This window comes from Microbacterium limosum, from assembly GCF_036324365.1.
GTDB classification, from domain to species: domain Bacteria; phylum Actinomycetota; class Actinomycetes; order Actinomycetales; family Microbacteriaceae; genus Microbacterium; species Microbacterium limosum.
Map to the genome: position 1 here is coordinate 1,780,904 of NZ_CP137080.1, position 23,450 is coordinate 1,804,353.

Annotated in this window: 22 protein-coding genes; 12 read left to right on the plus strand and 10 right to left on the minus strand. The window is 72.6% G+C overall.

The annotated features are described in order from the left end of the window. Positions 1 to 151: 151 nt before the first annotated feature. Positions 152 to 1,768 (plus strand): stealth family protein, encoded by a 1,617-nt coding sequence (locus tag RYJ27_RS08620; RefSeq protein ID WP_330169913.1) that lies wholly within the window; start codon positions 152 to 154, stop codon positions 1,766 to 1,768. On the opposite strand, the gene RYJ27_RS08625 is transcribed toward RYJ27_RS08620, so the two are convergent. After that, on the minus strand, positions 1,695 to 2,651 hold the full coding sequence (locus RYJ27_RS08625; protein ID WP_330169914.1) for a phosphodiesterase: 957 nt from the start codon (positions 2,649 to 2,651) through the stop codon (positions 1,695 to 1,697). The two genes, RYJ27_RS08620 and RYJ27_RS08625, sit on opposite strands and share 74 nt — an antisense overlap. A 350-nt stretch (positions 2,652 to 3,001) precedes the next feature. Here RYJ27_RS08625 and RYJ27_RS08630 point away from each other — a divergent pair, with 350 nt between their 5' ends. Together RYJ27_RS08630 and RYJ27_RS08635 are read left to right on the plus strand one after the other, a co-directional pair. Continuing rightward, the gene (locus tag RYJ27_RS08630; protein WP_330169915.1) at positions 3,002 to 3,598 is read left to right on the plus strand and encodes a PadR family transcriptional regulator; all 597 of its coding nucleotides are present in this window, start codon (positions 3,002 to 3,004) and stop codon (positions 3,596 to 3,598) included. Positions 3,599 to 3,608: 10 nt separating this feature from the next. Next, on the plus strand, positions 3,609 to 4,937 hold the full coding sequence (locus tag RYJ27_RS08635; RefSeq protein WP_330169916.1) for a coiled-coil domain-containing protein: 1,329 nt from the start codon (positions 3,609 to 3,611) through the stop codon (positions 4,935 to 4,937). A gap of 92 nt (positions 4,938 to 5,029) precedes the next feature. Here the strand turns inward: RYJ27_RS08635 and hpf are convergent, their stop codons facing one another. From hpf to mtrA, 5 genes are all read right to left on the minus strand, one after another. Then, the gene (gene hpf / locus RYJ27_RS08640; protein WP_330169917.1) at positions 5,030 to 5,692 is read right to left on the minus strand and encodes a ribosome hibernation-promoting factor, HPF/YfiA family; all 663 of its coding nucleotides are present in this window, start codon (positions 5,690 to 5,692) and stop codon (positions 5,030 to 5,032) included. Positions 5,693 to 5,786: 94 nt separating this feature from the next. After that, positions 5,787 to 6,476 (minus strand): ComF family protein, encoded by a 690-nt coding sequence (locus RYJ27_RS08645; protein ID WP_330169918.1) that lies wholly within the window; start codon positions 6,474 to 6,476, stop codon positions 5,787 to 5,789. Positions 6,477 to 6,566: 90 nt separating this feature from the next. Further along, positions 6,567 to 8,243, minus strand: a complete 1,677-nt coding sequence (locus tag RYJ27_RS08650) for an LpqB family beta-propeller domain-containing protein (RefSeq protein ID WP_330169919.1) — start codon at positions 8,241 to 8,243, stop codon at positions 6,567 to 6,569. Next, complete coding sequence (mtrB, locus tag RYJ27_RS08655) at positions 8,240 to 9,940, minus strand: MtrAB system histidine kinase MtrB (RefSeq protein WP_330169920.1); 1,701 nt, start codon at positions 9,938 to 9,940, stop codon at positions 8,240 to 8,242. The genes RYJ27_RS08650 and mtrB overlap by 4 nt, the downstream gene beginning before the upstream one ends. Before the next feature lie 8 nt (positions 9,941 to 9,948). After that, positions 9,949 to 10,629 (minus strand): MtrAB system response regulator MtrA, encoded by a 681-nt coding sequence (gene mtrA / locus RYJ27_RS08660; protein WP_330169921.1) that lies wholly within the window; start codon positions 10,627 to 10,629, stop codon positions 9,949 to 9,951. Positions 10,630 to 10,861: 232 nt separating this feature from the next. On the opposite strand from mtrA, the gene RYJ27_RS08665 reads away from it, so the two are divergent. The 8 genes from RYJ27_RS08665 to RYJ27_RS08700 all read left to right on the plus strand — a co-directional run bounded on the left by RYJ27_RS08665 (position 10,862) and on the right by RYJ27_RS08700 (position 19,286). Next, entirely contained in the window at positions 10,862 to 12,109 is a 1,248-nt protein-coding gene (locus tag RYJ27_RS08665; protein ID WP_330169922.1) for a glycerophosphoryl diester phosphodiesterase membrane domain-containing protein, read from the plus strand. Further along, positions 12,106 to 12,762, plus strand: a complete 657-nt coding sequence (locus RYJ27_RS08670; protein ID WP_330169923.1) for a DUF4129 domain-containing protein — start codon at positions 12,106 to 12,108, stop codon at positions 12,760 to 12,762. The genes RYJ27_RS08665 and RYJ27_RS08670 overlap by 4 nt, the downstream gene beginning before the upstream one ends. Continuing rightward, a complete protein-coding gene (locus RYJ27_RS08675) occupies positions 12,759 to 13,952 on the plus strand; it encodes a DUF4350 domain-containing protein (protein ID WP_330169924.1) in 1,194 nt (397 codons plus the stop codon). The genes RYJ27_RS08670 and RYJ27_RS08675 overlap by 4 nt, the downstream gene beginning before the upstream one ends. A gap of 35 nt (positions 13,953 to 13,987) precedes the next feature. Further along, positions 13,988 to 14,944, plus strand: a complete 957-nt coding sequence (locus RYJ27_RS08680; protein WP_330169925.1) for an AAA family ATPase — start codon at positions 13,988 to 13,990, stop codon at positions 14,942 to 14,944. Positions 14,945 to 14,957: 13 nt separating this feature from the next. Next, positions 14,958 to 16,277, plus strand: coding sequence for a DUF58 domain-containing protein (locus RYJ27_RS08685; protein WP_330169926.1), 1,320 nt, complete (start codon positions 14,958 to 14,960; stop codon positions 16,275 to 16,277). A gap of 64 nt (positions 16,278 to 16,341) precedes the next feature. Beyond that, complete coding sequence (locus RYJ27_RS08690) at positions 16,342 to 16,803, plus strand: Fur family transcriptional regulator (RefSeq protein WP_330172033.1); 462 nt, start codon at positions 16,342 to 16,344, stop codon at positions 16,801 to 16,803. Continuing rightward, entirely contained in the window at positions 16,800 to 18,314 is a 1,515-nt protein-coding gene (locus RYJ27_RS08695) for a catalase (protein ID WP_330169927.1), read from the plus strand. Before RYJ27_RS08690 ends, RYJ27_RS08695 begins: the two co-directional genes overlap by 4 nt. 141 nt (positions 18,315 to 18,455) lie before the next feature. Then, positions 18,456 to 19,286, plus strand: a complete 831-nt coding sequence (locus RYJ27_RS08700; RefSeq protein WP_330169928.1) for an aquaporin — start codon at positions 18,456 to 18,458, stop codon at positions 19,284 to 19,286. An 11-nt stretch (positions 19,287 to 19,297) separates the two neighbouring features. On the opposite strand, the gene RYJ27_RS08705 is transcribed toward RYJ27_RS08700, so the two are convergent. Beyond that, the gene (locus RYJ27_RS08705; protein WP_330169929.1) at positions 19,298 to 20,287 is read right to left on the minus strand and encodes a stage II sporulation protein M; all 990 of its coding nucleotides are present in this window, start codon (positions 20,285 to 20,287) and stop codon (positions 19,298 to 19,300) included. 17 nt (positions 20,288 to 20,304) lie between these two features. Here RYJ27_RS08705 and RYJ27_RS08710 point away from each other — a divergent pair, with 17 nt between their 5' ends. Next, the gene (locus RYJ27_RS08710) at positions 20,305 to 21,150 is read left to right on the plus strand and encodes an RDD family protein (protein ID WP_330169930.1); all 846 of its coding nucleotides are present in this window, start codon (positions 20,305 to 20,307) and stop codon (positions 21,148 to 21,150) included. Between the two features lie 37 nt (positions 21,151 to 21,187). Here the strand turns inward: RYJ27_RS08710 and ahcY are convergent, their stop codons facing one another. The 3 genes from ahcY to RYJ27_RS08725 all read right to left on the minus strand — a co-directional run bounded on the left by ahcY (position 21,188) and on the right by RYJ27_RS08725 (position 23,434). Beyond that, on the minus strand, positions 21,188 to 22,669 hold the full coding sequence (gene ahcY / locus RYJ27_RS08715) for an adenosylhomocysteinase (RefSeq protein WP_330169931.1): 1,482 nt from the start codon (positions 22,667 to 22,669) through the stop codon (positions 21,188 to 21,190). 47 nt (positions 22,670 to 22,716) lie between these two features. After that, on the minus strand, positions 22,717 to 22,923 hold the full coding sequence (locus RYJ27_RS08720) for a DUF3499 family protein (protein WP_330169932.1): 207 nt from the start codon (positions 22,921 to 22,923) through the stop codon (positions 22,717 to 22,719). A gap of 61 nt (positions 22,924 to 22,984) precedes the next feature. After that, positions 22,985 to 23,434, minus strand: coding sequence for a hypothetical protein (locus tag RYJ27_RS08725; protein ID WP_330169933.1), 450 nt, complete (start codon positions 23,432 to 23,434; stop codon positions 22,985 to 22,987). Positions 23,435 to 23,450 lie beyond the last annotated feature (16 nt).

A 23,450-nucleotide genomic window follows, 5' to 3' on the forward strand; every position in this document is an offset into this window, starting at 1 on the left:
GCACATCCCTCTCATGTTACCGACCCGTGACCTGGGATCGCCCTGGATGACGCGGGGGATCTCCGCGGGGTCCGCAACACGCGCGACACGGGGGAGGACGTACAATTCTCTGCGGTCTCGATGAAGGTCATCGGAGCGGGACGGGGCTTGAATGGCGCAGACAGGTCTGCCGACGACGGGCATCACGACGGTATCGGACCGGGGCGTGGCGGATGCCGCGCCGACGACGCTGGTGGGAGGCATCCCCCATCTGGTCGCCGAGACGACACCGGAGCAGGCCCAGACGGACGATCTGCTGCGCGTGGCCGAGATCCTCGATCTCGCCGGAGTGACCCACTGGCTCCTCCGCCGTGCGAACGGCCGGCCCGGCCTCGCGATCGATCGACGCGATCGTGCGCGGGCGTTCGAGGCGCTGACCGCCGCCGCCGCCGCCGAGCCCTGGGCCGCACGGCGCCGAGGGGGCGTCGAACTCCCCCTCCAGGGAGATGCCCGCCGCGCGTTCGGGCACAGGGATGCCGCGACCCTCTACCGCCCGCGGGTGCACCCCAACGGCACCTTCACGCTCGGGCACACCACCGGCATCCGCCTCGAGCTGTGGCGCACGCAGGGCGGGGTGATCACGGCACCGCACGCCAACGCACTCACCCGCCGCATCATCGCGGTCGACGACGTGACCGTGACGAGCGTGCGCCGGTACGGGCGCACCTGGCGCACCCTCGAGGGGATGTTCACCCCCGGTGCGGGTGAGTTCACGGAGGACGTGGACCTCGTCTTCTCCTGGGTCGACGGCTCCTCCAGCGAGTTCCAGCGCGAGCGCGCACGGCGCATGAGCCGCTACGTCGTCGGCGACGGCGACGACCACGCGGCGCGATACCGGCACGTCGACGAGATCCGCTACGCCCTGCGCAGCGTCCACATGTACGCGCCCTGGATCCGCCGCATCTTCATCGCGACCGACAGCCCCGCTCCCTGGTGGCTCGCGGAGCACCCGAAGGTGACGATCGTGCGCAGCGAGGAGTTCTTCAAGGACCCCGGCGCGCTGCCCACGCACAACTCGCACGCCGTCGAGGCGCAGCTGCACCGCATCGAGGGCCTCGCGGAGCACTTCCTCTATGCCAACGACGACATGTTCTTCGGTCGGGCGGTGCGCCCCGAGCTGTTCTTCACGCCGGGCGGCGTGTCCCGCTTCGTCGAGTCCGGCGTGCGCATCGGCGTCGGCGGTCCGGCCCCCCACCGCAGCGGCCACGACAACGCGGCGCGGGTCAACCGCGCCCTACTCGAGGAGCGGTTCGGGCGCACGATCACCCGCGACCTGGAGCACTGTGCCGCGCCGCTTCGGCGCAGCGTCATGTACGAGATGGAGGAGACGTTCGCGGACGACTTCTCCCGCACGGCCGCGGCCACGTTCCGCTCCGCCACGGACATCTCGGTGACGAACTCGCTGTACCACTACTACGCGCTCTGCACGGGCCGGGCGATCGCGACGACGGAGCCGCGCACCAGGTACATCCAGACGACCCTGCAGCCCGGCCTCATCCAGATGCAGAAGCTGCTCGCCCGGCGCGACGTCGACATGTTCTGCCTCAATGACGGGAGCACTCCCGAGGTCGACGAGGATGTCCGCGAGCGGGTGCTCCGCGAGACGCTGGAGGCATACTTCCCGGTGCGCGCGCCGTGGGAGCGTGCCGAGCCCGTCAGCGGACGAGGCGGAGAGGCATCGTCGGGGGCTGCGCCTCTCGCGGTTCCCGGTGCGCTGATTCCGGGATGACGACGCCCGCATCCGCCAGGCGCCGCTCGGTCTCGGTCGCGTCCACGTAGGCCAGCGCGGGGGATTCCGCCACGGGGACGACCGAGTGCACGATCGTCTCGTCGTAGACGTGGACGAGGTTGAAGGACTGCGCGGCATCCCACGGCCGCGTGCCGCCGGCCGGCACGCCGAGATCCTGCGTGTAGCACGTCGCGGAGGCGACGGAGACGGGGATGCCCGCGAAGCTCGCCGAGGTCGAATAGTGCAGGTGGCCGGCGAGGATCGTGCGCACATCACTCCCCCGGAGCACGTGCGCCAGCCGTGGCTGCGCGCGCAACTCGACCGTCACGGCGAGGTCGAGCACGCACGGCACCGGCGGGTGGTGCATCACGAGAACGGTGCCGTGGGGCGCGGGAACGACCAGTTCGAGCGCGAGCCACTCGAGCTGCTCGTCCCGCAGCTCCCCGTGATGGTGCCCGGGCACGGTCGTGTCGAGCACGATGACCCGCAGCCCGTCGATCTCGTGCACCGTGTCGACCGGGGCCGTCGCCGCGGCACCGTCGTCGCAGAGCCTCGCGCGGAACGTCGCGCGGTCGTCATGGTTGCCCATGGCCCAGATGACGGGCGCCTGCAGACGAGCGGCCACGGGCTCGACGATCGCGCGGAGATCGTCGTAGGCGGCCGCCTGGCCGTAGTCGGCGAGGTCGCCGGTGAAGATCAGCGCGTCGGGGCGGGCATCGGATGCCTCGAGCTGCGCGAGCGCCCGCGCGAGCCTGTCCCCGGCATCGATCGTGCCGTAGAGACGGTCGCCGTCGGCGCGGAGATGGGTGTCACTGAGATGCACCAGGCGGTGGCTCGGGCGACCGTATTCCGCGATTCGGATATTGCCGATCGGGTTCGACATGCCCGGAATGTTACCGGCATGTTTCCTACTGCTGGGTAACGACGCGTGAACATTCCCGTCATATTCAGCGACGGGCCGGCGAACTCCCCCGTGGTCAGCGGCCGTTCGCGGGCGCCGCGGAGACGTCGAGCCGCGGGTGCGGGCCCCTCGACGACCAGGCGCTCGCGACGCCCCGCGCCGCATGCTCGGACGCCCGGACGGCGCGTTCGTCCGCCCACGCGTGCCCCGTCGGTCGCGACGATGTAAGGGGCGGCGGTCACTCCCCGAGGTTACGCGCTTGTGCGCATGCTCCTAGAATCGAAGTGCATACCCGGAATCGTTTTTCCGGCACCGACCCGGGAGGCCCGCGCATGTCCGTCAGGCAGAGCCTGCTCGCCATCCTCGACCAGGGCCCCTGCTACGGCTATCAGCTCCGCGCCGAATTCGAGCGCCGCACGGGGTCGGGCCCAGCCCTGAACGTGGGTCAGGTGTACACGACGCTCGAGCGCCTCGAGCGCGACGGGCTCGTCGTCAAGGGCGGCGCCGACGAGCACGGGCACGTCCACTACGAGATCACCCCCGACGGGCGCGAGCAGGCGCGCGCCTGGCTGCGCAGTGCCGACTCCCCGGGGTCCGGCGCCCGCGACGACCTCGCCACTCAGGTCACGCTCGCCGCCACCCTGCCCGGCGCGGACGTGGACACGCTGATCCGCCGCCACCGTGCGCGGCTGATGCGCGACCTCGAGCGGATCGAGCGAGGACTCACCGATGCCGACGACGCCGCAGACATCCCCTCACGACTGTCTGCCTCCCGGCGCGATTCGCGTGCGCGGGCGGATCTGGCGTGGCTCGACAGCGTCGAGGCGCAGCTGACGAAGGGCCCGTATGCGGCCTTCCCCCTGTCCGGCGCATCCGACCGTCCCCGCCGCGGACGTCCCCCCAAGGCTCTGTCCGACGCGGCGAATTAGGATCGAGGGTATGGCCGGATTCTGGGGCAAGAGGAAGCGCGAGCAGCAGGCCGAGCAGGACGCCGCAGACGCGGACCTGGCCCGCCGGGCGGGTGCCGCCCTGGTCGCCGCCGACGAGCGGGTGCGATTGACCGCCGACGAGTTGGACTTCGCGCGCGCCGAGCTCGGCGAAGGCGCCACCGGCGACCTCCGCGCCGCACTCGAGGCGGTGCGCACGCACCTGAGCGAGGCGTTCCACCTGCACCAGCTGAACCACGACGAGATCCCCGACACCCCCGACGAGGTGCGCATGCGCAGCGCACGGATCATCCAGCTGAGCGAGTGGGCCGAGGAGCTGTTGGAGGAGCGCCTGGGCGCACTGTCGGAGACGATCGAGAAGGTGCGGCGCGCTCCCGAGATCCTCGAGCGGGTGCGCCGCGACGCGCGCCGGCTGCGCGAGCGGGTCGAGCCCGCGCGGGACGCCGTCGTCCGGCTCTCGGCTCGCTACTCCGACGCCGCCCTGCGTCAGATCTCCGCGAACCCCGGCGAGGCCGACCAGCTCCTGGCCTTCGCCGAGCACAGCGCCGACGTGTCCACGAGGCGTCGCGAGGCGGGGCAGCGCGAACAGGCGCACGTCGCGCTCGAGGCCGCAACCGAGGCCGTGCGCCGGGCGGAGACGCTGCTGGATGCCGTGGACGGGTGGGAGATCGAGGCGCTGCGCGCCGAGTCCACCCTGGCCGAGGTGATCGACGACTCGCGGGGGGACATCGTCGCCGCGCGCACCGCGCCCCAGACGCCCGCCGTGCAGGCGGCGGTCGGCGCGCTCGAGCGCGCCCTCGGCGCGCTGCCCGCGAGCGGCGCGAAGACCGACCCTTTCGACGACCTCTCCCGGCTGCGGGAAGCGAACGCGGCGCTCGACGCCGCTGTCGACAAGGCACGCGAACGGGCGGCGCGGCCGCTGCCGGACATCGCCCACGTCCGTCACGCGATCGACGACTCCGACAGGCAACTCTCGGTCGCGCGCAGCGTCATCGCGGGCCACCGCGGGTGGATCGGCGCCGACGCCCGCACGCGTCTGGCGGAGGCGGAACGGGTGCGCGCCGACATCGACCGGCTCCCGGACGAAGAGGACTCCCGCGAACCGGCGCTCGCGATGGCGCGCCGCGCCGGTGCGCTCGCGAGCGAGGCGCTCCACCTCGCGCAGCGCGACATCGACTCCTCCCGTCCGGACGGCATGAACGGTCCCGGGGGCTGGGGCGGGGGCCGAGGCGGACGCGGCGGCGGCATGGGGGACATGATGGGCGGCGTGCTGGGCGGACTCGTCATCGGCGGGCTCCTGGGCGACATCTTCGACGGTTGACAGGCCCCCGCCAGCGGCGAACCAGGCGCGCATACGCAGGATGCCGGGGAGCCGACCCGGTCGGCGTCCCCGGCATCCTGCGTGCTCCGGTGTCAGGAGGCGAGGGCCTCCTGCGGGGGCGCGGCGGCCTCGAGGGAGATCACTCCGTAGTCCCAGCCCTTGCGGCGGTAGACGACGCTCGGATGATCCGTGCGCGCATCGATGAAGAGGAAGAAGTCGTGGCCGACGAGCTCCATGCGATCGACGGCCTCCTCGACGGTCATCCATTCTGCGCCGAACTTCTTCACCCGGATGACGACCGGGGTGTAGTCCTCCTCCGGCTCGCCGTCGCCCACGACGGGAACCTCGCCGGTGGCGACGGCGCGGATCATCTCGACCGAGGCGGGCTGCACGTCGATGCCCTCGAGCGACCCGCTCCCCTTCTCGAAGTGGGCGCCGCGCGGGTGGTTGCGCGCGTCGACGCGCTTGTCCTTCGCACGTCGCAGCTGCTCGCAGAGCTTGTCGATCGCGAGATCGAGGGCGACGAACTTGTCGCCGTCGGTGGCCTCGGCGCGGACCACGGGGCCCTTGCCGACGAGCGTGAGTTCGACCGTGTCATCGGGAATGCGCCCATTGCGGTACGCACGGTGCGTCACCTTGACGTCGAGGGACTGCGCACGGGGAGCGAGGTGCTCGATCCGTGCCACCTTCTCCTCGACCACCGACCGGAAACGGTCGCTGACGCCCACACCCACGCCGACGATGTTGGTGTCCATCTTCAGACCTCCTTGCTCGGGGCGATCAGCCCAGACAAGGGCTGACCGCCGGTCGCCGTTGTGCCCACAACCGTAGCCGCACGCTCCACCCGTGTCACGCACGGAATGAGCGCGTGTCGCCCCGATCGGCGCGTCGCCGGGGCGTGGCCGCGATGGTCGCCGCCGCGACCACCTCGCCGCCGGCGGCCGCGACGGCCCGGGCCGCCTCGCGCAGCGTCGCCCCCGTCGTGATCACGTCGTCCACGACGATCACGCGCCGGCCCGCCACGCCCGCGGCCCGCATGCTCAGCGCCTGATTGACGGCGCGCTCGCGGCGGTCGAGGCCGCGCTGGTCGGCGGTCTGACGGGTCAGGCGCAGCAGGCGACGGGGTCTCACGCCCGCCGCGCGCATCACCCGTTCGACGACGCGGTACCCGCGTGTGCGCAGGCTCCGTGCGCGCTCCGGGACGGGGACGGCGACCAGCGCGACGGACCCCTCCCTCTCGCGCGCACAGGCAGACAGTGCGGCGGCCAGCGCCGGTGCCACGATGCGCGCGAGGGCGGGACTGCCGTCCTTGAGGGCGCGGATCACCCGCGCCGCCTCACCGGAGTACTCCAGACCGCTCCAGACGGTCAGGCCGCCCACGTGCGTCGAGCGGGGTGCCGCTGCAAGGCGCGGAGCGCACCCGCCGCACAGGGGGCCGCCGTCGCCCCCGCACCCGGCGCACGCCACGGGGGCAAGGAGGTCGGCGAGGTCGGCCGCCGCGCGTCGGAAGCTGCGCACCGCCTCGTCGAGAGCCCCCATGGGGACAGCGTCGCAGGCGTCGGCCGTCGGGGCCGTCGACCGCAGGCAGCGTCGTGCACGGCGCGACCGGCACCCGCCCGGGGAGGAGCGTCAGCCCGAGCCCATCTGCGACGCCAGCACGGCGACGTCGCCCGTGACGATCTGCCACGCGCTTCCGCGCCGCACATACAGCTCGCCCGAGGCCGTGAGCAGCCGGGCGGAGGTGGAGGTGGCCCCCGCCGCCACCGCGATCGGGTCGCTCGGCGCTGCGAGCACGGTGCCCACACTCCCGACCGTGTGCGAGACGATGGCCGATGTCTGCCCCGCGCCGACGACCACGCCCACCGTCTGCTCATCGAGCCAGGCGATGTCGATCCCGGACGCCTCCAGACGCGTGACCCGGCGGGTCTCGCCGAGCGAGACCGGCCGGCCCTCCGCGTCGCGGACGATGCCGGCCACCACGATCGCGTCGCGGCCGCCCTGGGTCACGATCGCGGCCATCCGTGTGCCGTCCCGCGAGACCTGCAGCGCCTCCACGCGCGTGACGCCGGGGAAGGCCCCGGTGATCTCGACCGGGTCGCCCTCCGCGGGAGCCGCACGCAGGGCCGAGGGCTGATCGCGGGGAACCGTCCAGATGGTGCCCGCCGGATCGATGACGGGGTCGGCCAGCCCCGCGCGCGTGTCGACCGTGGTGATCTCCGCCGCGGCATCCACGCGCACGACCCCGCCCGTCGCCACCGCCACCGCGGCGACGTCCTCGCCGCGGCCCACCGAGATCGCCGTCGCCCCGAGCCCCTCTATCGCGTCGCTGAGCCCGGGGATCGGCTCGAGCTCGTCGTCGGTCACGAATCCGAAACCCGAGGCCGTGAGGGCGAGCGCGCGGGAATCGATCGCCGTGCTCTGCGCCTGGGCGGGCTCGACGGCCAGGGGTGCGCCGTCCACCGCCAGCTCCACCCCCGCGACCCCCGTGCCCATGAGGCTCGCCTGCAGCTGCCGGAGCAGTCGGCCGAGGGTCACGGGGTCGGCCTCGACGGCGTTGCCCGTGAGGTCCACCTGGGCGACGCCCTGCTCGCTCGTGACGCGCGCGATGCCCACCCCCTCGGGCACGGCGGAGACCACCGAGGACGCCAGCCACGGGCTCGGCGAGCCCTCGATGATCGCCTGCGCGATGCGGGTCGCGATGTTGGTGCGAGCCGGGTACCAGCGCACGTCCGGCGCCAGGAAGCTCCAGGTCGGGTCGAAGTACATCACCGAGTAGGGACGGTAGACGGTCTCGAAGGCGTCGGCATCGAGCACGATGCCATCCGGTGCCGCGGTGATGCGCCACTCGCCGTCCTCCTGCTCGGCCAGCTCGTACGACAGGGCCGCCTCGCCCTGCTCGGCCGAATAGTAGGCGCCGCTCGCGTCGACATCCGCCGTCGTGGTGGTCTCCATCTGGATGACGCCGTCGGTCACCACGCTGAAACGGCGGGAGCCCGGCACGTCGACGATGACGCCGGCCTCGGGAGCCCACTCGGTACGGAACTCCGGAGCGAGGAAGAGGCTCGCGGTCGCCCATTCACCCGCGGGGCTGGTGGCGGCCGCGACGAATCCCTCCACGATCTGCTCGGGGCTCGCGCCCGGTTGGGGGCGGTCGGGCTGGAACGAGAAGTCGGGGATCTCGGGGGCGTCACCCGCCACGAGCCCCGGGTACACCGGACCGCTCGTCGGCAGGCCCGAGCACGCCGACAGCACGATCGCACCCACCGCCAGGAGCGCCGCCAGGACGGCCCGCCGTGCGCGGATCATGTGCGCCCCCCTTCCGCGACGTCGATCGGCTGCGTCACTCCGAGGGTGTCGAACGCCGTGCCGTCGTCTTCTCCGTCGAGGCGCAGCGGCGATGCCTCGATCGGAGCGCCCTCCTGGCGGGGAAGCGTGAGCACGAAGTGGGACCCGCGTCCGAGCGAGCTCCAGACCGCGAGGGAGCCGCCGTGAAGGCGCGCGTCGCCGAGCGCGATCGACAGGCCGAGGCCGGTTCCGCCGATCGAGCGCTTGCGGGATGGATCGGCACGCCAGAACCGGTCGAATACGCGCTCCACGTCGGCCGGCGACATCCCCAGCCCGAAGTCCCGCACGCCGATCGCGACCGCCGAGGAGTTGCTGTCGACGGTCACGACGATCGGTCGCCCCTCCCCGTGCTCGATCGCGTTGCCGAGCAGGTTCCGCACGATGCGGCGCACACGGCGGGCATCCATCTCCACCGGGGAGTATCCGCCGGGCGCCACGAGGCGGACGTCGCTGCCGTGCTGGTCGGCGAGCTGCTGCATCGACGCGATGACGTCCTCCGCGAGGTGCGCGAGGCTCGTCGGCTCCCACTCCAGCTGCACCGAGCCCGCGTCGTAGCGGCTGATCTCGAGCAGGTCGGTGAGGAGCGTCTCGAATCGCTGCACCTGGGCGTGCAGCAGTTCCGCTGCGCGGGCCGTCGCGGGGTCGAACGCGTCGCGCTGGTCGTTGATCATGTCGGACGCGAGGCGGATCGTCGTCAGCGGCGTACGCAGCTCGTGCGAGACGTCGGAGACGAAGCGCTGCTGCACGAGGGAGAGATCGGCGAGCTCCCGGATCTGCGTCTGGATGCTGTCGGCCATCGCGTTGAAGGAGCGCCCGAGCGTGGCGAGCTCGTCCTCGCCCCGCACCGGCACGCGCACCGCGAGGTCGCCGGCGGCCAGGCGCGCGCTCGTGTCGGCGGCCTCCGTGATGGGCGTCGACACCGAGCGCAGGACGAACCAGGCGATCGCCCCGATCAGGACGACGAGCCCGAGCCCCACGATCCAGAGCGTCCCCTGCACGAACCCGAGCGTCTGCGAGGCGGCGGCGAGATCGTACGCGAGGTAGAGCTCGTACGCGCCCACGTCGGGGAAGTCGATCTGCTGGCCGACGACGATTCCCGGCACGGTGCGGCCCGCGGCATCCGTCAACGGCACCGACTGCCACCACTGAGTCGTCTCCCCCGCCTGGACGCGCTCGCGCAGGCCCGCCGAGATGAGGGCGGCGGTCAGCCCTCCCGAGCTGACGTTCTGCGGCGCGATCGACGAGGGCGCGGTGTCCACGCGGATGAGCGCGATGCGATCGCTCGCCGACTGCTGCGCGATCTCCCGGAGGCTCTGGGTCATGAGGTTCTGCAGGCGCACCCGATCGCCCTGCGGGACGGCGGCATCGAGCGTCTCCTGGGCGACGGCGCTCGCTCGCTGCGAGCTCGAGAGCACCTGGTTCAGGCGCGACTGGAAGAGGTCGTTCTGGATGGCCAGCGCCATCCACACGCACGCCACCATGATGACCAGCGCCGTCAGCGCGAGGGTGATCAGCAGCGTGCGGAACCGCAGGGACGTGCGCCACAGCGACGTGCTGCCCTCGAGCCACGTGGCGGGATGTCGCCACGAGAACGCGACCGCCGTCCGGGCGGTCCCCGTCGCGGGCGCGGGGTCGGCTCCGCGCTCGCGCACCGACATGGCGTGCCTCAGTCGACGGCGCCGGCGCGGTAGCCCACGCCGCGCACCGTCGTGACGATCCGGGGGTTGTCGGGATCCTGCTCGATCTTCGCCCGCAGCCGCTGCACGTGCACGTTCACGAGGCGGGTGTCGGCCTTGTAGTGGTAGCCCCACACCTGCTCGAGGAGCATCTCGCGCGAGAAGACCTGCTGCGGCTTTGCCGCAAGGGCCACGAGCAGCTCGAACTCCAGCGGGGTCAGGGCGATGATCTCGTCCCCCCGGCGCACCTCGTGCGCGGTGACGTCGACGGTGAGGTCCCCGATGCGCAGCGCCGCCGAGGCGACTTCGGGCGCCGGGCGCAGACGGGTGCGGATGCGGGCGACGAGCTCCTTCGGGTTGAACGGCTTCACGATGTAGTCGTCGGCACCCGATTCCAGGCCGCGCACCACGTCGGCGGTGTCGGTGCGCGCCGTGAGCATGATGATCGGGACCCCCGACTCGGCGCGCACGCGCGTGCAGACCTCGATGCCGTCCATTCCCGGCAGCATGAGGTCGAGCAGGATGAGGTCGGGGCGCTCAGCGCGGAAGGTGTCCACAGCGGCCGCCCCGTCGGCGCAGAAGGCCGGCTCGAAGCCCTCCGTGCGCAGCACGATGCCGATCATCTCGGCCAGAGCGGTGTCATCGTCGACGACCAGGATGCGTGATGTCATGGAACGGCGTTTCGTCCTTCTGCGACCGGGTTGCGCGCACGGGCATGCGTGCGACCAGGTACTCAGAGTAGTCGAGGCCGCCGCGGACGGCTCGAAGCGGTGCGCGCGTCCGGTGGATGCGCTCCGGCCCCACCGCGGTCCCCGCAACGACCTGTGACACGATGGACTCGCGCGCCCGCCCGGGACGGCGGCCGCGCACCCGCGGGGGCGGATGAAGCGGACGGAGGACCCGGTGAGCACGAATCCTACGTGGACGCCCGCCCCCCGGCCCGGCATCATCCCGCTGCACCCGCTCACGTTCGGAGCCATCCTCGGCCGTTCGTTCGCGGCGCTGCGCCACAATCCGCGCGTGCTGCTCGGGTTCGCCCTCGGCGTGCAGGGCCTGGTCTACCTGCTCCTCATCGTCGGGGTCGCCGGCATCGCCTTCCTGAGCTTCTCGCGCCTGGACACGTTGCAGCCGGGCTCCGACGACTTCGACGCCGTGGCGGCGGGCTCCACACTCATGACGGCGCTGTCGGGCCTCGTGCTGGGGCTGCTCGCGATGGCGATGCAGATCGTCGTCCAGGCGGTCGTCGTGAGCGAGGTCGCTCATGCGGTGCTCGCCGAGAAGCTCACGCTCGGCGCGCTGTGGCGTCGCGTGCGCCCCGCGCTCGGGCGGCTGATCGGCTACGCGGCCCTCGTGTTCGTCGCCATCGCACTCTTCGTCACGGCCGTGGGCGCCGCGATCGTCTTCGTCGGCACCGTCGTCGCGCCGGCGCTCGCGGTCGTGCTCACGATCCTCGCGTTCCTTGCCGCCATCCCGCTCTACCTCTGGCTCTCGACGAAGCTGCTCCTCGTTCCGAGCACGCTCATCCTGGAGGGGGCGCGGATCGGCGGCGCCGTCGCCCGATCGTGGCGGCTCGTGCGCGGCCGGTTCTGGCCGGCGCTCGGCATCATCGTCGTCATCGGGCTGCTCTTCGGCACGATCAGCCAGGTCGTCAGCGTCCCGTTCTCGCTCCTCGGCGGCGGGCTCACGACCGTCTTCTCCCCCACGGGCGAGCCGACCACGGGAGCGATCGTGGGCCTGGTCATCACCCTCGGACTCACGTACGTGGTCACGCTGCTGATCCAGGCGGTCGCGGTCGTCGTGCAGGCCACGGCATCCGTGCTCATCTATATCGACTGCCGCATGCGACACGAGGGGCTCGACATCGATCTGCTGGGCTACGTCGAGGCGCGCGATGCCGGCGCGACGCACCTGCCCGACCCCTGGACCGCGCACGTGGGCAGGCCCGCCCCGCCCCGCGCCGCGGCGCCCACGGTTCCCGGCCAGCCCTCGCTCGCATACGCCGGGCCGCCGGCCCCTCCCGCGGTGCCCGCGCCGCCTCGCCCGCCGATGCCGCCCGCCCCGTCCCCGGGTCCCGTCGAACGCCCCGCCCGCTCCGCCACGGACTGGGCGGCACCGGGCGCCGAGGTGGACGGAGCGGACCGGTCGCCGTGACGATGCTGCCCTTCGAGCCGCCGCTGACCCCCGACGGCGACGAGGCCAGGCGCCTCGCCGAGAGCGAGCTCGCCGATCCGGTGTATGCCGCGGCGCAGCCGACGCCGCTCGACCGCATCGCCCAGGCGGCCGGCGATCTCCTCGACTCGCTGTTCGGCTCGGCGGCGCCCCCCGGACTCGGTCCCGCCCTCCTCGTCGCCGCCGCGGTCGTCATCGTCGGACTCGTCGTCGTCGCCTTCGTCGTGTGGGGACGACCACGATCGATCCGCCGCGAGAGCGCCCCGCCCGGTCTGCTGTTCGACGACGACGACGGCAGGGATGCCGCGGCGCTGCGTCGGGATGCCGCGGCGGCCGCCGCCCGCGCGGAGCACGGATCCGCCAGCATCCTCCGCTTCCGCGCCATCGCCCGCGGCCTGCAGGAGCGGGGCGTCGTCGACCTGCCCCCCGGCGCGACCGTGCACGCGTTCGCTCGAGGCGCCGCCACCGCCTTCCCCGCGCACGGCGAGCGCCTCGACGCAGCCGCCGACGAGTTCGACGCCGTCCGCTATCTCGGATCCCCCGGGTCGGCCGAGGGGTACGAGCGGATCGCGGCGCTCGACGACGACCTCGCTGCCGCGCGGCCGGCACGTGCAGAGGGAGCGGGGGCTCGGTGAGCGTCTCTCCCGCGACGGCGACCGCGGCAGCGGCATCCGCCCCGGCGGCGCCCCGGCGGCGCGCATGGGGCTGGGCTGCCATCGCCGGCTTCCTCGTCGTCGTCGGGGCGGCGGGAGCGGCGCTCTCCGGCATCGGCGACTGGGCCCAGCGCGACGCGCTCGACCCCGACGGCGCGGGCCCCGAGGGCACCCGAGCCCTCGCGGAGCTGCTGCGGGAGGGCGGGGTGGAGGTCGCGGTCGTGCGAGAGCGCGCCGCTGCCCTCGACGCGCTGGATGCCCGGCCGTCGACGCTCGTCACCGCCGACTCCCCCCTGCTCTCGGACGACTCGCTCACCGAGCTCTTCTCCGAAGCCACCGACGTCGTGCTGATCGATCCGCGGGCGCGTGCCGTCGACCTCCTGCTCCCCGGCGCGACCGCCGGCGGCTATGGGACCGGCGAACCCGTGGAGCCGGGATGCGCCCTCGGGGATGCGCAACGCTCCGGGGCCGTCGTCCCCGGGCGCCTCCTCACGCCCCCCGCCGGCTCGACGGCGGACGCCTGCTACCCCGACGGCGACGGGTACGGGCTGCTCTCCTCGGCGCGGGGCTCCGGACGCGTCTCGATCCTCGACGCCCGCGGAGTGCTCACGAACGAGGTCCTCGCCGAGGACGGCAATGCAGCGCTCGGCATGAATCTGCTCGGGCGTCTCCCTCACGTCGTCTGGTACGTGCCGGGCGACGGCGACGCGGACTTCTCCCCCGATGCGACACTCGGTGAACTGACCCCGGGATGGGTGACGCCCGTCCTCGCGCTGCTCGCCCTCACGGCGGCGGCCGCGGCCCTCGCCCGCCGGCGGCTGGGCCCCCTCGTCGTCGAGCGGCTGCCGGTCACGGTCCGGCTCACCGAGACGATGGAGGGCCGCGCGCGCCTCTACGCACGGGGACGCGACCACGGCCACGCCGCCGATGCCCTGCGCATGGGCGCGACGACACGCTGGGCGCGCCTGCTCGGCCTGGGCACGGCGGCGGGCGCGCACGACGTCGCGGACGCGGTCGCCGGCATCCTCGGGTTGCCGCGGGAGGGCGTCCGCGGCGTCCTCGTGGACCGCACCCCGCAGACGGATGCCGAGCTCATGCAGATCAGCGACGCGCTGCGCGACATCGAGGCGGCGCTGGAGGCGGCCACCCGCAGCAACGGACACGACACGTGACGAGCGCCCGCACCGGGCAGGAGAAGGAGAACGGGATGACGGACGACGCGCTTCGCGAGGCGATGAACCGGGTTCGCGGCGAGGTCGGCAAGGCAGTCGTGGGCCAGGACGGCGCCGTGACGGGCCTGCTGATCGCCCTGCTGGCCCGGGGGCACGTGCTGCTGGAGGGCGTCCCCGGTGTCGCCAAGACCCTGCTCGTGCGCTCGTTCAGCCAGGCCCTGGGCCTTCGGACGGCGCGCATCCAGTTCACGCCCGACCTGATGCCCGGCGACGTGTCCGGCTCCCTCGTGTACGACGCGCGCTCCGGCGAGTTCGAGTTCCGGGAGGGACCGGTCTTCACGCAGGTGCTGCTGGCCGACGAGATCAACCGGACTCCCCCGAAGACGCAGTCCGCACTGCTCGAGGCGATGGAGGAGCGGCAGGTCTCGGCGGACGGCGTCACGCGACCGCTTCCGGACCCCTTCCTCGTGGCCGCGACGCAGAACCCGATCGAGCACGAGGGCACCTACTCCCTTCCCGAGGCGCAGCTGGACCGCTTCCTCCTCAAGCTCGTCATCGACGTGCCCGGCCGCGATGCCGAGGTCGACGTGCTCCGCCGCCACGCCGGCGGCTTCTCGCCGCGCGATCTCGCCGGGGCGGGCCTCGAGTCCGCCGTGGGGGTCGAGGAGATCCACGCCGCCCAGCGCGCCGCGGCATCCGTCGACGTGTCGGACGACCTGCTCGCCTACGTGGTCGACCTCGCCCGCGCGACGCGCTCCGCACCCTCGGTCCAGCTCGGCGTGAGCCCGCGGGCGTCGACGGCTCTGCTCGCCGCCGCGAAGGCGTGGGGGTGGCTCGGCGGGTACCGCGCGATCACGCCCGACCACGTCCAGACGATGCTCGTGCCGGTGTGGCGTCATCGCTTGCGCCTGCGACCGGAGGCGGAGATCGAGGGCGTCTCGGCGGATGCCGTGCTGCGGTCCGTGCTCGCGCAGACGCGCGTTCCGATCTGACGCGGCGACGATCATGGTGATCACGGGCAGGCTCGCGATGCTGACGGCGCTCGGCGTCGTCCCGATCGTGCTGCTCTCGAGTGCGGCCGGCGGCTCGGCGCCCGTGGCGTGGGCGACGGGCGCCGGATGGCTCGGGCTGTGCGCGGTGCTGGCGGTCGTCGACCGCGTCGCCGCCGCCGACCCGCGGCGCGTCGACGTCGAGCGGGACGTGCCCGCGCGCGCCCGCCTGGGCGAGGCGGTCCCGACGACGCTCCGCCTGCGCAACCGCGGCACGCGACCCCTGCGGGGGGCGCTCCGCGACGCCTGGGAGCCGACCGCGGGCGCCCAACCGACGCGCGCGGGCGTCGAGGTGCCCGCCGGGGAGTCGCGGCGGGTCGCGATCACGCTCATCCCGCGGCGCCGCGGCGAGCGTCGCAGCGACTTCGTCGCCCTCCGCACGCTCGGCCCGCTCGGGCTCGCGGGGCGGCAGCGCGTGCTGCCCGCCCCCGCCCGCATCAGGGTTCTTCCACCTTTCCATTCCCGCCGCCACCTCCCCTCCCGGCTGGCGCGCCTCCGGGAGCTCGATGGGAGCACGAGCGTTCAGGTGCGCGGTCGTGGCACGGAGTTCGACTCGCTGCGCGAGTACGTGCGCGGCGACGACGTGCGCTCGATCGACTGGCGAGCGAGCGCACGCGCGCGCACCACGATGCTCCGCACGTGGCGCCCGGAGAGGGACCGCCACATCGTCATCGTCATCGACACCGGGCGCACCTCCGCCGCCCGGGTCGGCGACGGGACACGCCTGGATGCCGCGATGGAGGCGGCGCTCCTCCTCTCCGCCCTGGCCGATCGCGCCGGAGACCACGTGCACGTCCTGATGTTCGACCGGGTCGTACGCGGGCGGGTGACCGGCAGCCGCGGCGCGGCCCTGCTTCCCGCGCTCGTCGACGCGATGTCCGCCGTGGAGCCGCAGCTGATCGACACCGATTGGGACCAGGTACTCGTACAGGCGGCTCGGCTGACGAACCGGCCCTCGCTCGTCGTGCTGCTCACCGCCGCGGACGCCCCGGCATCCGCTCGCTCGCTGCTGGGCGCCGTGCCGTCGTGGACGGTACGCACCCGTGTGATGATCGGGTCGGTGACGGACGAGAGCCTCGCCGACGTCGCCCGGGACCGCTCTTCCAGCGAGTCGGTGTGGCGTGCGGCCGCCGCGGAGCGGACCCTGCTCGATGCGCGACGGATCGCGGACGCCTTCGCCCGGCTCGGCGCGGACGCCATCGCCGAGGGCCCCGACCGCCTGCCGCCCGCGATCGCTGATCGCTATCTCGAGCTGAAGGCCGCCGGCCGGCTCTGAGTCGCCACGGCGACCCGCTCATTGTTGCGAATCATTCAGATGTAGCTAGACTGACGGGGTGACCATGACACCCCTCGACGACGCCGCGGGCATGCCCGCGGCATTCGAGGCCGCGCCCGAGCTGCGGGCCGCGGGGCTGCGCGTCACGGCCCAGCGCGCCGCGGTGCTCGAGGCCCTGCACGCCTCCCCGCACGCCGCGGTCGATCTGCTGCACGCAGCCGTGCGAGAAAGGGTCCCCGGCATCGCCCTGCAGACCGTGCACGGCGTGGTCAACGACCTTACCGATGCCGGCCTCATCCGGCGCGTGAGCCTGCCCGGCGCGCCGAGCGCCCTGTACGAGCTGCACCACGTCGACGACAACCACCACCACGTGCAGTGCATCTCCTGCGGGCGCGTCGAGGACGTCGAGTGCGCCGTCGGCGCCGCCCCCTGCCTTCACCCCTCCCATGACCACGGCATGCGCGTCCTCGAGGCGAACGTGACGTTCCGAGCCATCTGTGCCGAGTGCGAAAGGAATCAGCAATGACCGATCCGAACTACACCACGAAGGACAACGGCGCCCCCGTCGCGTCCGATGAGTTCTCGCGCACCGTGGGGTCCGACGGACCCACCGTCCTGCACGACCACTACCTCGTCGAGAAGCTCGCGCAGTTCAACCGCGAGCGCGTGCCCGAGCGGGTCGTCCACGCCAAGGGCGGCGGTGCCTTCGGCACCATGACGATCACCGAGGATGTCTCGGAGTTCACCCGCGCCGCGCTCTTCCAGCCCGGCGCCCAGACGCCTCTGCTGCTGCGCTTCTCGTCGGTCGCCGGCGAGCTCGGCTCGCCCGATACGTGGCGGGACGTGCGCGGATTCGCGCTGAAGTTCTACACCTCCGAGGGCAACTACGACCTCGTCGGCAACAACACGCCGATCTTCTTCATCCGCGACGGCATCAAGTTCCCGGACTTCATCCGCTCGCAGAAGCGCCTTCCTCACACGCACCTGCGCGATGCGGACATGCAGTGGGACTTCTGGACGCTCTCCCCCGAGTCGGCGCACCAGGTGACCTACCTGATGGGCGACCGCGGACTTCCCACCTCGTGGCGCCACGTCAACGGGTACGGCTCGCACACCTTCCAATGGATCAACGCCGCGGGTGAGACGTTCTGGGTGAAGTATCACTTCCACTCCCAGCAGGGCGTGCACAACATCACCGCAGAGCAGGCGCAGCAGATCGTCGGCGAGGACACCGACTACTACCTGCGCGACCTCTACGACGCCATCGAGCGGGGCGAGTACCCCAAGTGGGACGTCGCGGTGCAGATCATGACGAACGAGGAGGCGAAGACCTATCGATTCAACCCGTTCGACCTGACGAAGATCTGGCCGCACAAGGACTTCCCGCTGCGCAAGATCGGCGAGTTCGAGCTGAACCGCAACCCGGTGAACTACTTCGCCGAGATCGAGCAGGCGGCCTTCGCGCCGTCGAACTTCGTGCCGGGCATCGACGCCAGCCCCGACAAGATGCTGCTTGCGCGCATCTTCTCCTACGCCGACGCCCACCGCTACCGCATCGGCACGAACTACAACGAGCTGCCGGTCAACCGCCCTCACGCCGAGGTGCACTCGTACGCCAAGGAGGGCGCGATGCGCCACTTCTACTCCGGCGGCGAGCGTCCGGTGTACGCGCCGAACTCCCTCGGAGGACCGCGCGCCGACGCCGTGCGAGCGGGCGAAGGCGGCTGGCAGAACGACGGCGACCTCGTGCGCACGGCCTACACGCTGCGCGCCGAGGACGACGACTTCGGCCAGGCCGGCACGCTGGTGCGCGAGGTCTTCGACGACGAGCAGAAGGCGCGCTTCGTCGAGACCCTCGTCGGTCAGTACGAGTCGCTCACCCGCCCCGAGGTGAAGGAGCGCTTCCTCTGGTACTGGGGTCAGGTCGACCAGGCGACGGCCGACAAGGTCCGCGCACAGGTCGAGGCCAACGCCTCCGCCGACTCCCCCGGCGCCCCCTACAGCAAGGCGCCCGAGGCGGAGCCCGTGAACGCCTGACGTCGATCGACGTCGCGAGGGGCGGTCGGGGTGTTCTCATCCCGACCGCCCCTCGGCGTTTCCGCTTCCGGGCCCCACCCTCTCCTGCGATGATTCGGGAGGCGGGCCGAAGCCGGGCCGGCCGGACGTAAGGAGAGGGCGATGTCCCCTGCGCGCAACGACGACCCGTATCCCGACGCCCCGATCGACCCGACCGAGCTGGCGCACACGCCGGAGGTGGAGCCGGAGGGTCCCTCGACCGGCGCGAAGCTTGCCGCCGAGGGCTTCGGCACGTTCCTCCTCGTCTTCGGCCTGATCGGCACCGCACTCTTCGGCTCGCATCTCGCGAACGAGTCGGGCGCGTTCGTCCCGGGGATCGTCTACGTTGCGGCATCCGTCGCCGTCGGGCTCGCCGTCGTCATGGGCGCCTACGCGTTCGGGCCCATCTCGGGCGGCCACTTCAACCCGGCGGTCACGCTCGGCCTGGCCGCCGCGGGCCGCTTCCCGTGGCGGGAGACCGGACCCTACATCGCGGCGCAGGCGGTCGGCGGCTCGGCCGCCACGACCGCCATCGTGCTCGTGGGCCTGTTCGGCCCGGAGGGGTGGCTCGCCGCCGCCCAGGACGGCGGCTTCGCGAGCAACGGCTGGGGCGTGCTCTCGCCCGGCGGCTTCGGCATGGCCGCGGCCATGGTGATCGAGGTCATCCTGACCTTCCTCTTCCTCCTCGTCATCCTGGGCGTGACGCACTCGACGCGGGGCACGGCCTTCGCGGGAGTGGCGATCGGCCTCTCCCTCACCCTGATCCACCTCGTGAGCATCCCCGTCGACAACACGTCGGTGAACCCCGCGCGTTCGCTCGCGACGGCGATCTACGGCGGCGCCGACGCGCTCGCACAGCTGTGGGTCTTCATCGTGTTCCCGATCGCGGGCGCGCTGCTGGCCGGGTGGTCCTACCGCGCGCTGTTCGACGGCGCGCAGAAGCCGAGGGCGTAGCGCGTCGGGGCTCAGCCCGCCACGAGAGTCGTGGCGCCGCGATCGGCCTCGGCGAGGTCGCCGGTCTCGCCCGCACGGGCCGCCCGGCCGCCGACCCGGATCATGTAGAAGAGGAACGCGCCCAGGGCCGCCGCTCCGATGCCGATCTTGATCGGCCAGGGCCACGGCTGACCCGTGACGAAGCCCTCGATGAGCGCCGAGACCAGCAGCACGAGCACGAGCCCCATCGCCACGGTCGCGAGCGAGCGCCCCGCGTGGGCCAGTGCCTGGCCGCGCGTCCTCGCTCCGGGCACGATCCACGCCCAGAAGATGTGCAGGCCCGCGGCGCCCGCGACGAAGATGCACGTCAGCTCGAGCATCCCGTGCGGCAGGATGTAGAGGACGAACACGTCGCCGCGGTCGAAGGAGAAGAGCACCGCTGCCGCGGTCCCCACCCCGATCGCGTTCTGCATCAGCACCATGACGGGCCAGATGCCGGTGATCCCGAAGAGCACGCACTGCGCGGCGATCCAGGCGTTGTTCGTCCACACCGTGCCAGCGAAGGATGCCGCGGGGTTGTAATACTCGACGAACTCGTTCTCCGCGTAGCGCTCCAGCCCGGCCTCGTCCCCGAGCGTCGCGACGAGCACGGGATCGCCCGAGATCCAGGCGGCCACGAGGGCGACGATGGCCACGAACGCGGCGGCGATGACCAGCGTCGTCCAGCGCAGCCGGTACAGCGCGGCCGGCAGCTGGAGGACGAAGAAGCGGGGAACGGCACGCAGCGGGTTCTCGGCCCCGCGCGTGAGCCGCAGGCGGGCGCCCGCGATGAGGGTGGAGATCACATCCGCCTGGGGCGTGCGGCCCGCCGCGGTCTTCGCCTCGGCGAGATCGGCGGATGCCGCCTGGTAGCGCTCCACCAGTTCGTCCGCCTCCCGGCCGCTCAGGCGACGGCGGCGCTCGAGCTCCCGCAGCCGCTCCCACTCGTGGCGCCGGGCGGTGGTCAGCGCGTCGAGGTCCACGCGCCTAAACTACCCGCATGGCAGGCCCCGCGACGCCCCAGCTCACGCGCGTCCACCAGGACGAGGTGCTCACGGGAGAGGCCGTCGCCCTCGATGTCCAGCCCGCGGGCCTGTTCATGCGGGCCCTGGGGGCCGTCATCGACCTGCTCCTGGGCATCATCCTCCTCATCGTCGTGCTCGTGCTCGGGTACGGGCCCCTCGCCCAGGTCGTCCCTCCCGAGGCGATGGCCATCGTCGTCATCGCATCGGTCGTGGCGATCACGATCATCCTGCCGACGACCGTCGAAACGGCATCTCGGGGGCGCAGTCTCGGGCGCCTCGCCGTCGGCGCGCGCATCGTCCGCGAGGACGGCGGTGCGTCGGGGTTCCGTCAGGCGTTCATCCGGGCGCTCGTGGGCGTCTTCGAGGTGTATCTCACCGTCGGCGTCGTCGCGGTCGTGACGGGCGCCTTCACTCCCCGCGCGCAGCGACTGGGAGATCTGCTCGCCGGCACCTACTCCCAGCGCACGCGGGTCCCCGCCCTGCCCTCCGCCCTTCCCCCCGTGCCGCCCGCGCTCGAGCAGTGGGCCCTCGTCGCCGACGTGGCGCGGCTGCCCGATCGTCTCGCCCGCAGGCTCGCTCAGTTCCTGCGCCAGGTCGACAAGCTCGCACCCGCCGCGCGGGAGCGCATCGCGGGCGAGCTGCTGGCCGATGCATCCGCCTTCGTCTCGCCGCCTCCGCCCGCCGACGCCGTGTCGGCCCTGTTCGCGATCTCGGCACTTCGGCGCGACCGGGAGCTGCGGGCGCTCGAGACGCGCCGTCGGCGGGTCGAGGCCATGGCCCCCTCGCTCACCCACCTCCCGCACGGCTTCCCCGACCGGTAGAGCGGATGCCGCGGCATCCGCCCCCGGTCGGATCGGCTCAGTATCGGTAGTGCTCGAGCTTGTACGGCCCCTCCACGGGGACGCCGATGTAGGCGGCCTGCGAGGGCGTCAGCGTGGTCAGCTCGACGCCCAGCGCGTCGAGGTGCAGGCGCGCGACCTTCTCGTCGAGCAGCTTGGGAAGCGTGTACACGCCGGTGGGGTACTGCGCGGTGCGCGTATAGAGCTCCATCTGGGCGAGAACCTGGTTGGTGAACGACGCGCTCATGACGAAGGAGGGGTGCCCGGTCGCGTTCCCGAGGTTCATGAGCCGGCCCTCGCTGAGCACGAGCACGCTGCGGCCGTTCGGAAGGCGCCACTCGTGCACCTGCGGCTTGATCTCGACCTTCTCGACGCCCTCGATCGCCGCGAGGCCCGCCATGTCGATCTCGTTGTCGAAGTGACCGACGTTGGCGACGATCGCGAGGTGCTTGAGGGCGAGCAGGTGCTCGGTGCGCACGACGTCGGCGTTGCCGGTGCCCGTCACGAGGATGTCCACCTGCGGCGCGACGGTCTCCAGGCGCGCCACCTGGTATCCGTCCATGGCGGCCTGCAGGGCGCAGATCGGGTCGACCTCGCCGACGATCACTCGGGCGCCCTGGCCGCGCAGCGCCTCGGCGGCGCCCTTCCCCACATCCCCGTACCCGGCGACGAACGCCGTCTTTCCGCCCATCAGCACGTCGGTGGCCCGGTTGAGGCCGTCGGGAAGCGAATGGCGGATGCCGTACTTGTTGTCGAACTTGCTCTTCGTGACCGAGTCGTTGACGTTGATCGCCGGGAACAGCAGCTCTCCCGCGGCGGCGAGCTCGTAGAGCCGGTGGACGCCCGTGGTGGTCTCCTCGGTGACCCCGAGCAACCCGTGCGCGAGACGTGTCCAGCGCTGCGGGTCGGCCGCGAGGCTCGCGCGCAGCGTGTCGAGGATGACGTGATACTCGTGCGGGTCGGATGCCGCGGCATCCGGGACCCGGCCGTCCTTCTCGAACTCGACGCCCTTGTGGACGAGCAGCGTGGCGTCTCCGCCGTCGTCGAGGATCAGGTCGGGTCCGTCGAAGCCCTCGCGCGACCAGTCGAAGATGCGGTCGGTGCAGGCCCAGTACTCCTCGAGCGTCTCGCCCTTCCAGGCGAAGACGGGCACGCCCCGGGGGTCGTCGGGGGTTCCCGTCGGTCCGACCACGACGGCGGCGGCGGCCTCGTCCTGGGTGGAGAAGATGTTGCAGCTGGCCCACCGAACGCGGGCGCCGAGCGCGACGAGCGTCTCGATCAGCACGGCCGTCTGCACCGTCATGTGCAGCGAGCCGGCGATCCGGGCCCCGCGGAGGGGCTGGGCCGGACCGAACTCCTCGCGCAGCGCCATGAGGCCCGGCATCTCGTTCTCGGCGAGCCGGATCTGATGACGACCCGCTTCGGCGAGCGAGAGATCGCGCACGTCGAAGTCGAGCGTGGAGGTGGGTACGGCGGCAGGGGCGGCGGTCTGCGTCGGCATCCCGCCATTGTCCCACGCGCCTTCGGCGCGGCGCGCAGCCGGCGGGGTCAGGCCCGCATCGTCTCGTGGCGCACGACGACCCATCCCCTGGGCACCGACATCCGCTCCGTGTGGATCGCGCACAGGTCGTGCGCGTGCGGGTCGCCCGGCGCGCCGAGCGGGCCGAGCGCGGCCATCTGATCGCCGTAGTCGTACGTCAGCGTCGCGACCGCCTCGCGGGCGCAGGCCACCTTGGAGCAGAGTCTTCCGTACATCGCGGGCCAGCCTATCCGGCGGGCGTCCCCGAGGCGCCGCGCCGCGCCCACGGCGCGCTGGTCAGAAGTAGCGGAACCGCTCCGGGCCGAGATCCCACGGGTCGCGATCGAGGTACTCGGCCGCGGCACGGAACACGGTGCCCTCGACGGCCATGCGCCGGTGGAGGTCGTCGTCGCGGTGCAGGTGACCGAGCCGCTCGACGGGGATCCGGTAAAGCACGATCCGGCGCGCGTCCCGGTCGATGTGCCACCGCGGGATGCCGTCCGCGTCGCTCTCGGGCGGCATCGACGCGATCTCGAACGACACGTCGCGCAGATCCGTCCATGCCGACCGCAGGAACTCCGCCGCGGCCCCCACGGCGATGTCGAACCGGTCGAATCGCGTCTCGAGCGGACCTATCGGCGGCCGGACGACGGCGCTGCGACCGACCCGGCCGTGCCGATCGTGCCGGTTCGGGCGACGAGCACCGGGCGTCGCGTGACGGGGAGCCCTGCCGCGCCGAGACACCATGAGACGATCCTACGCG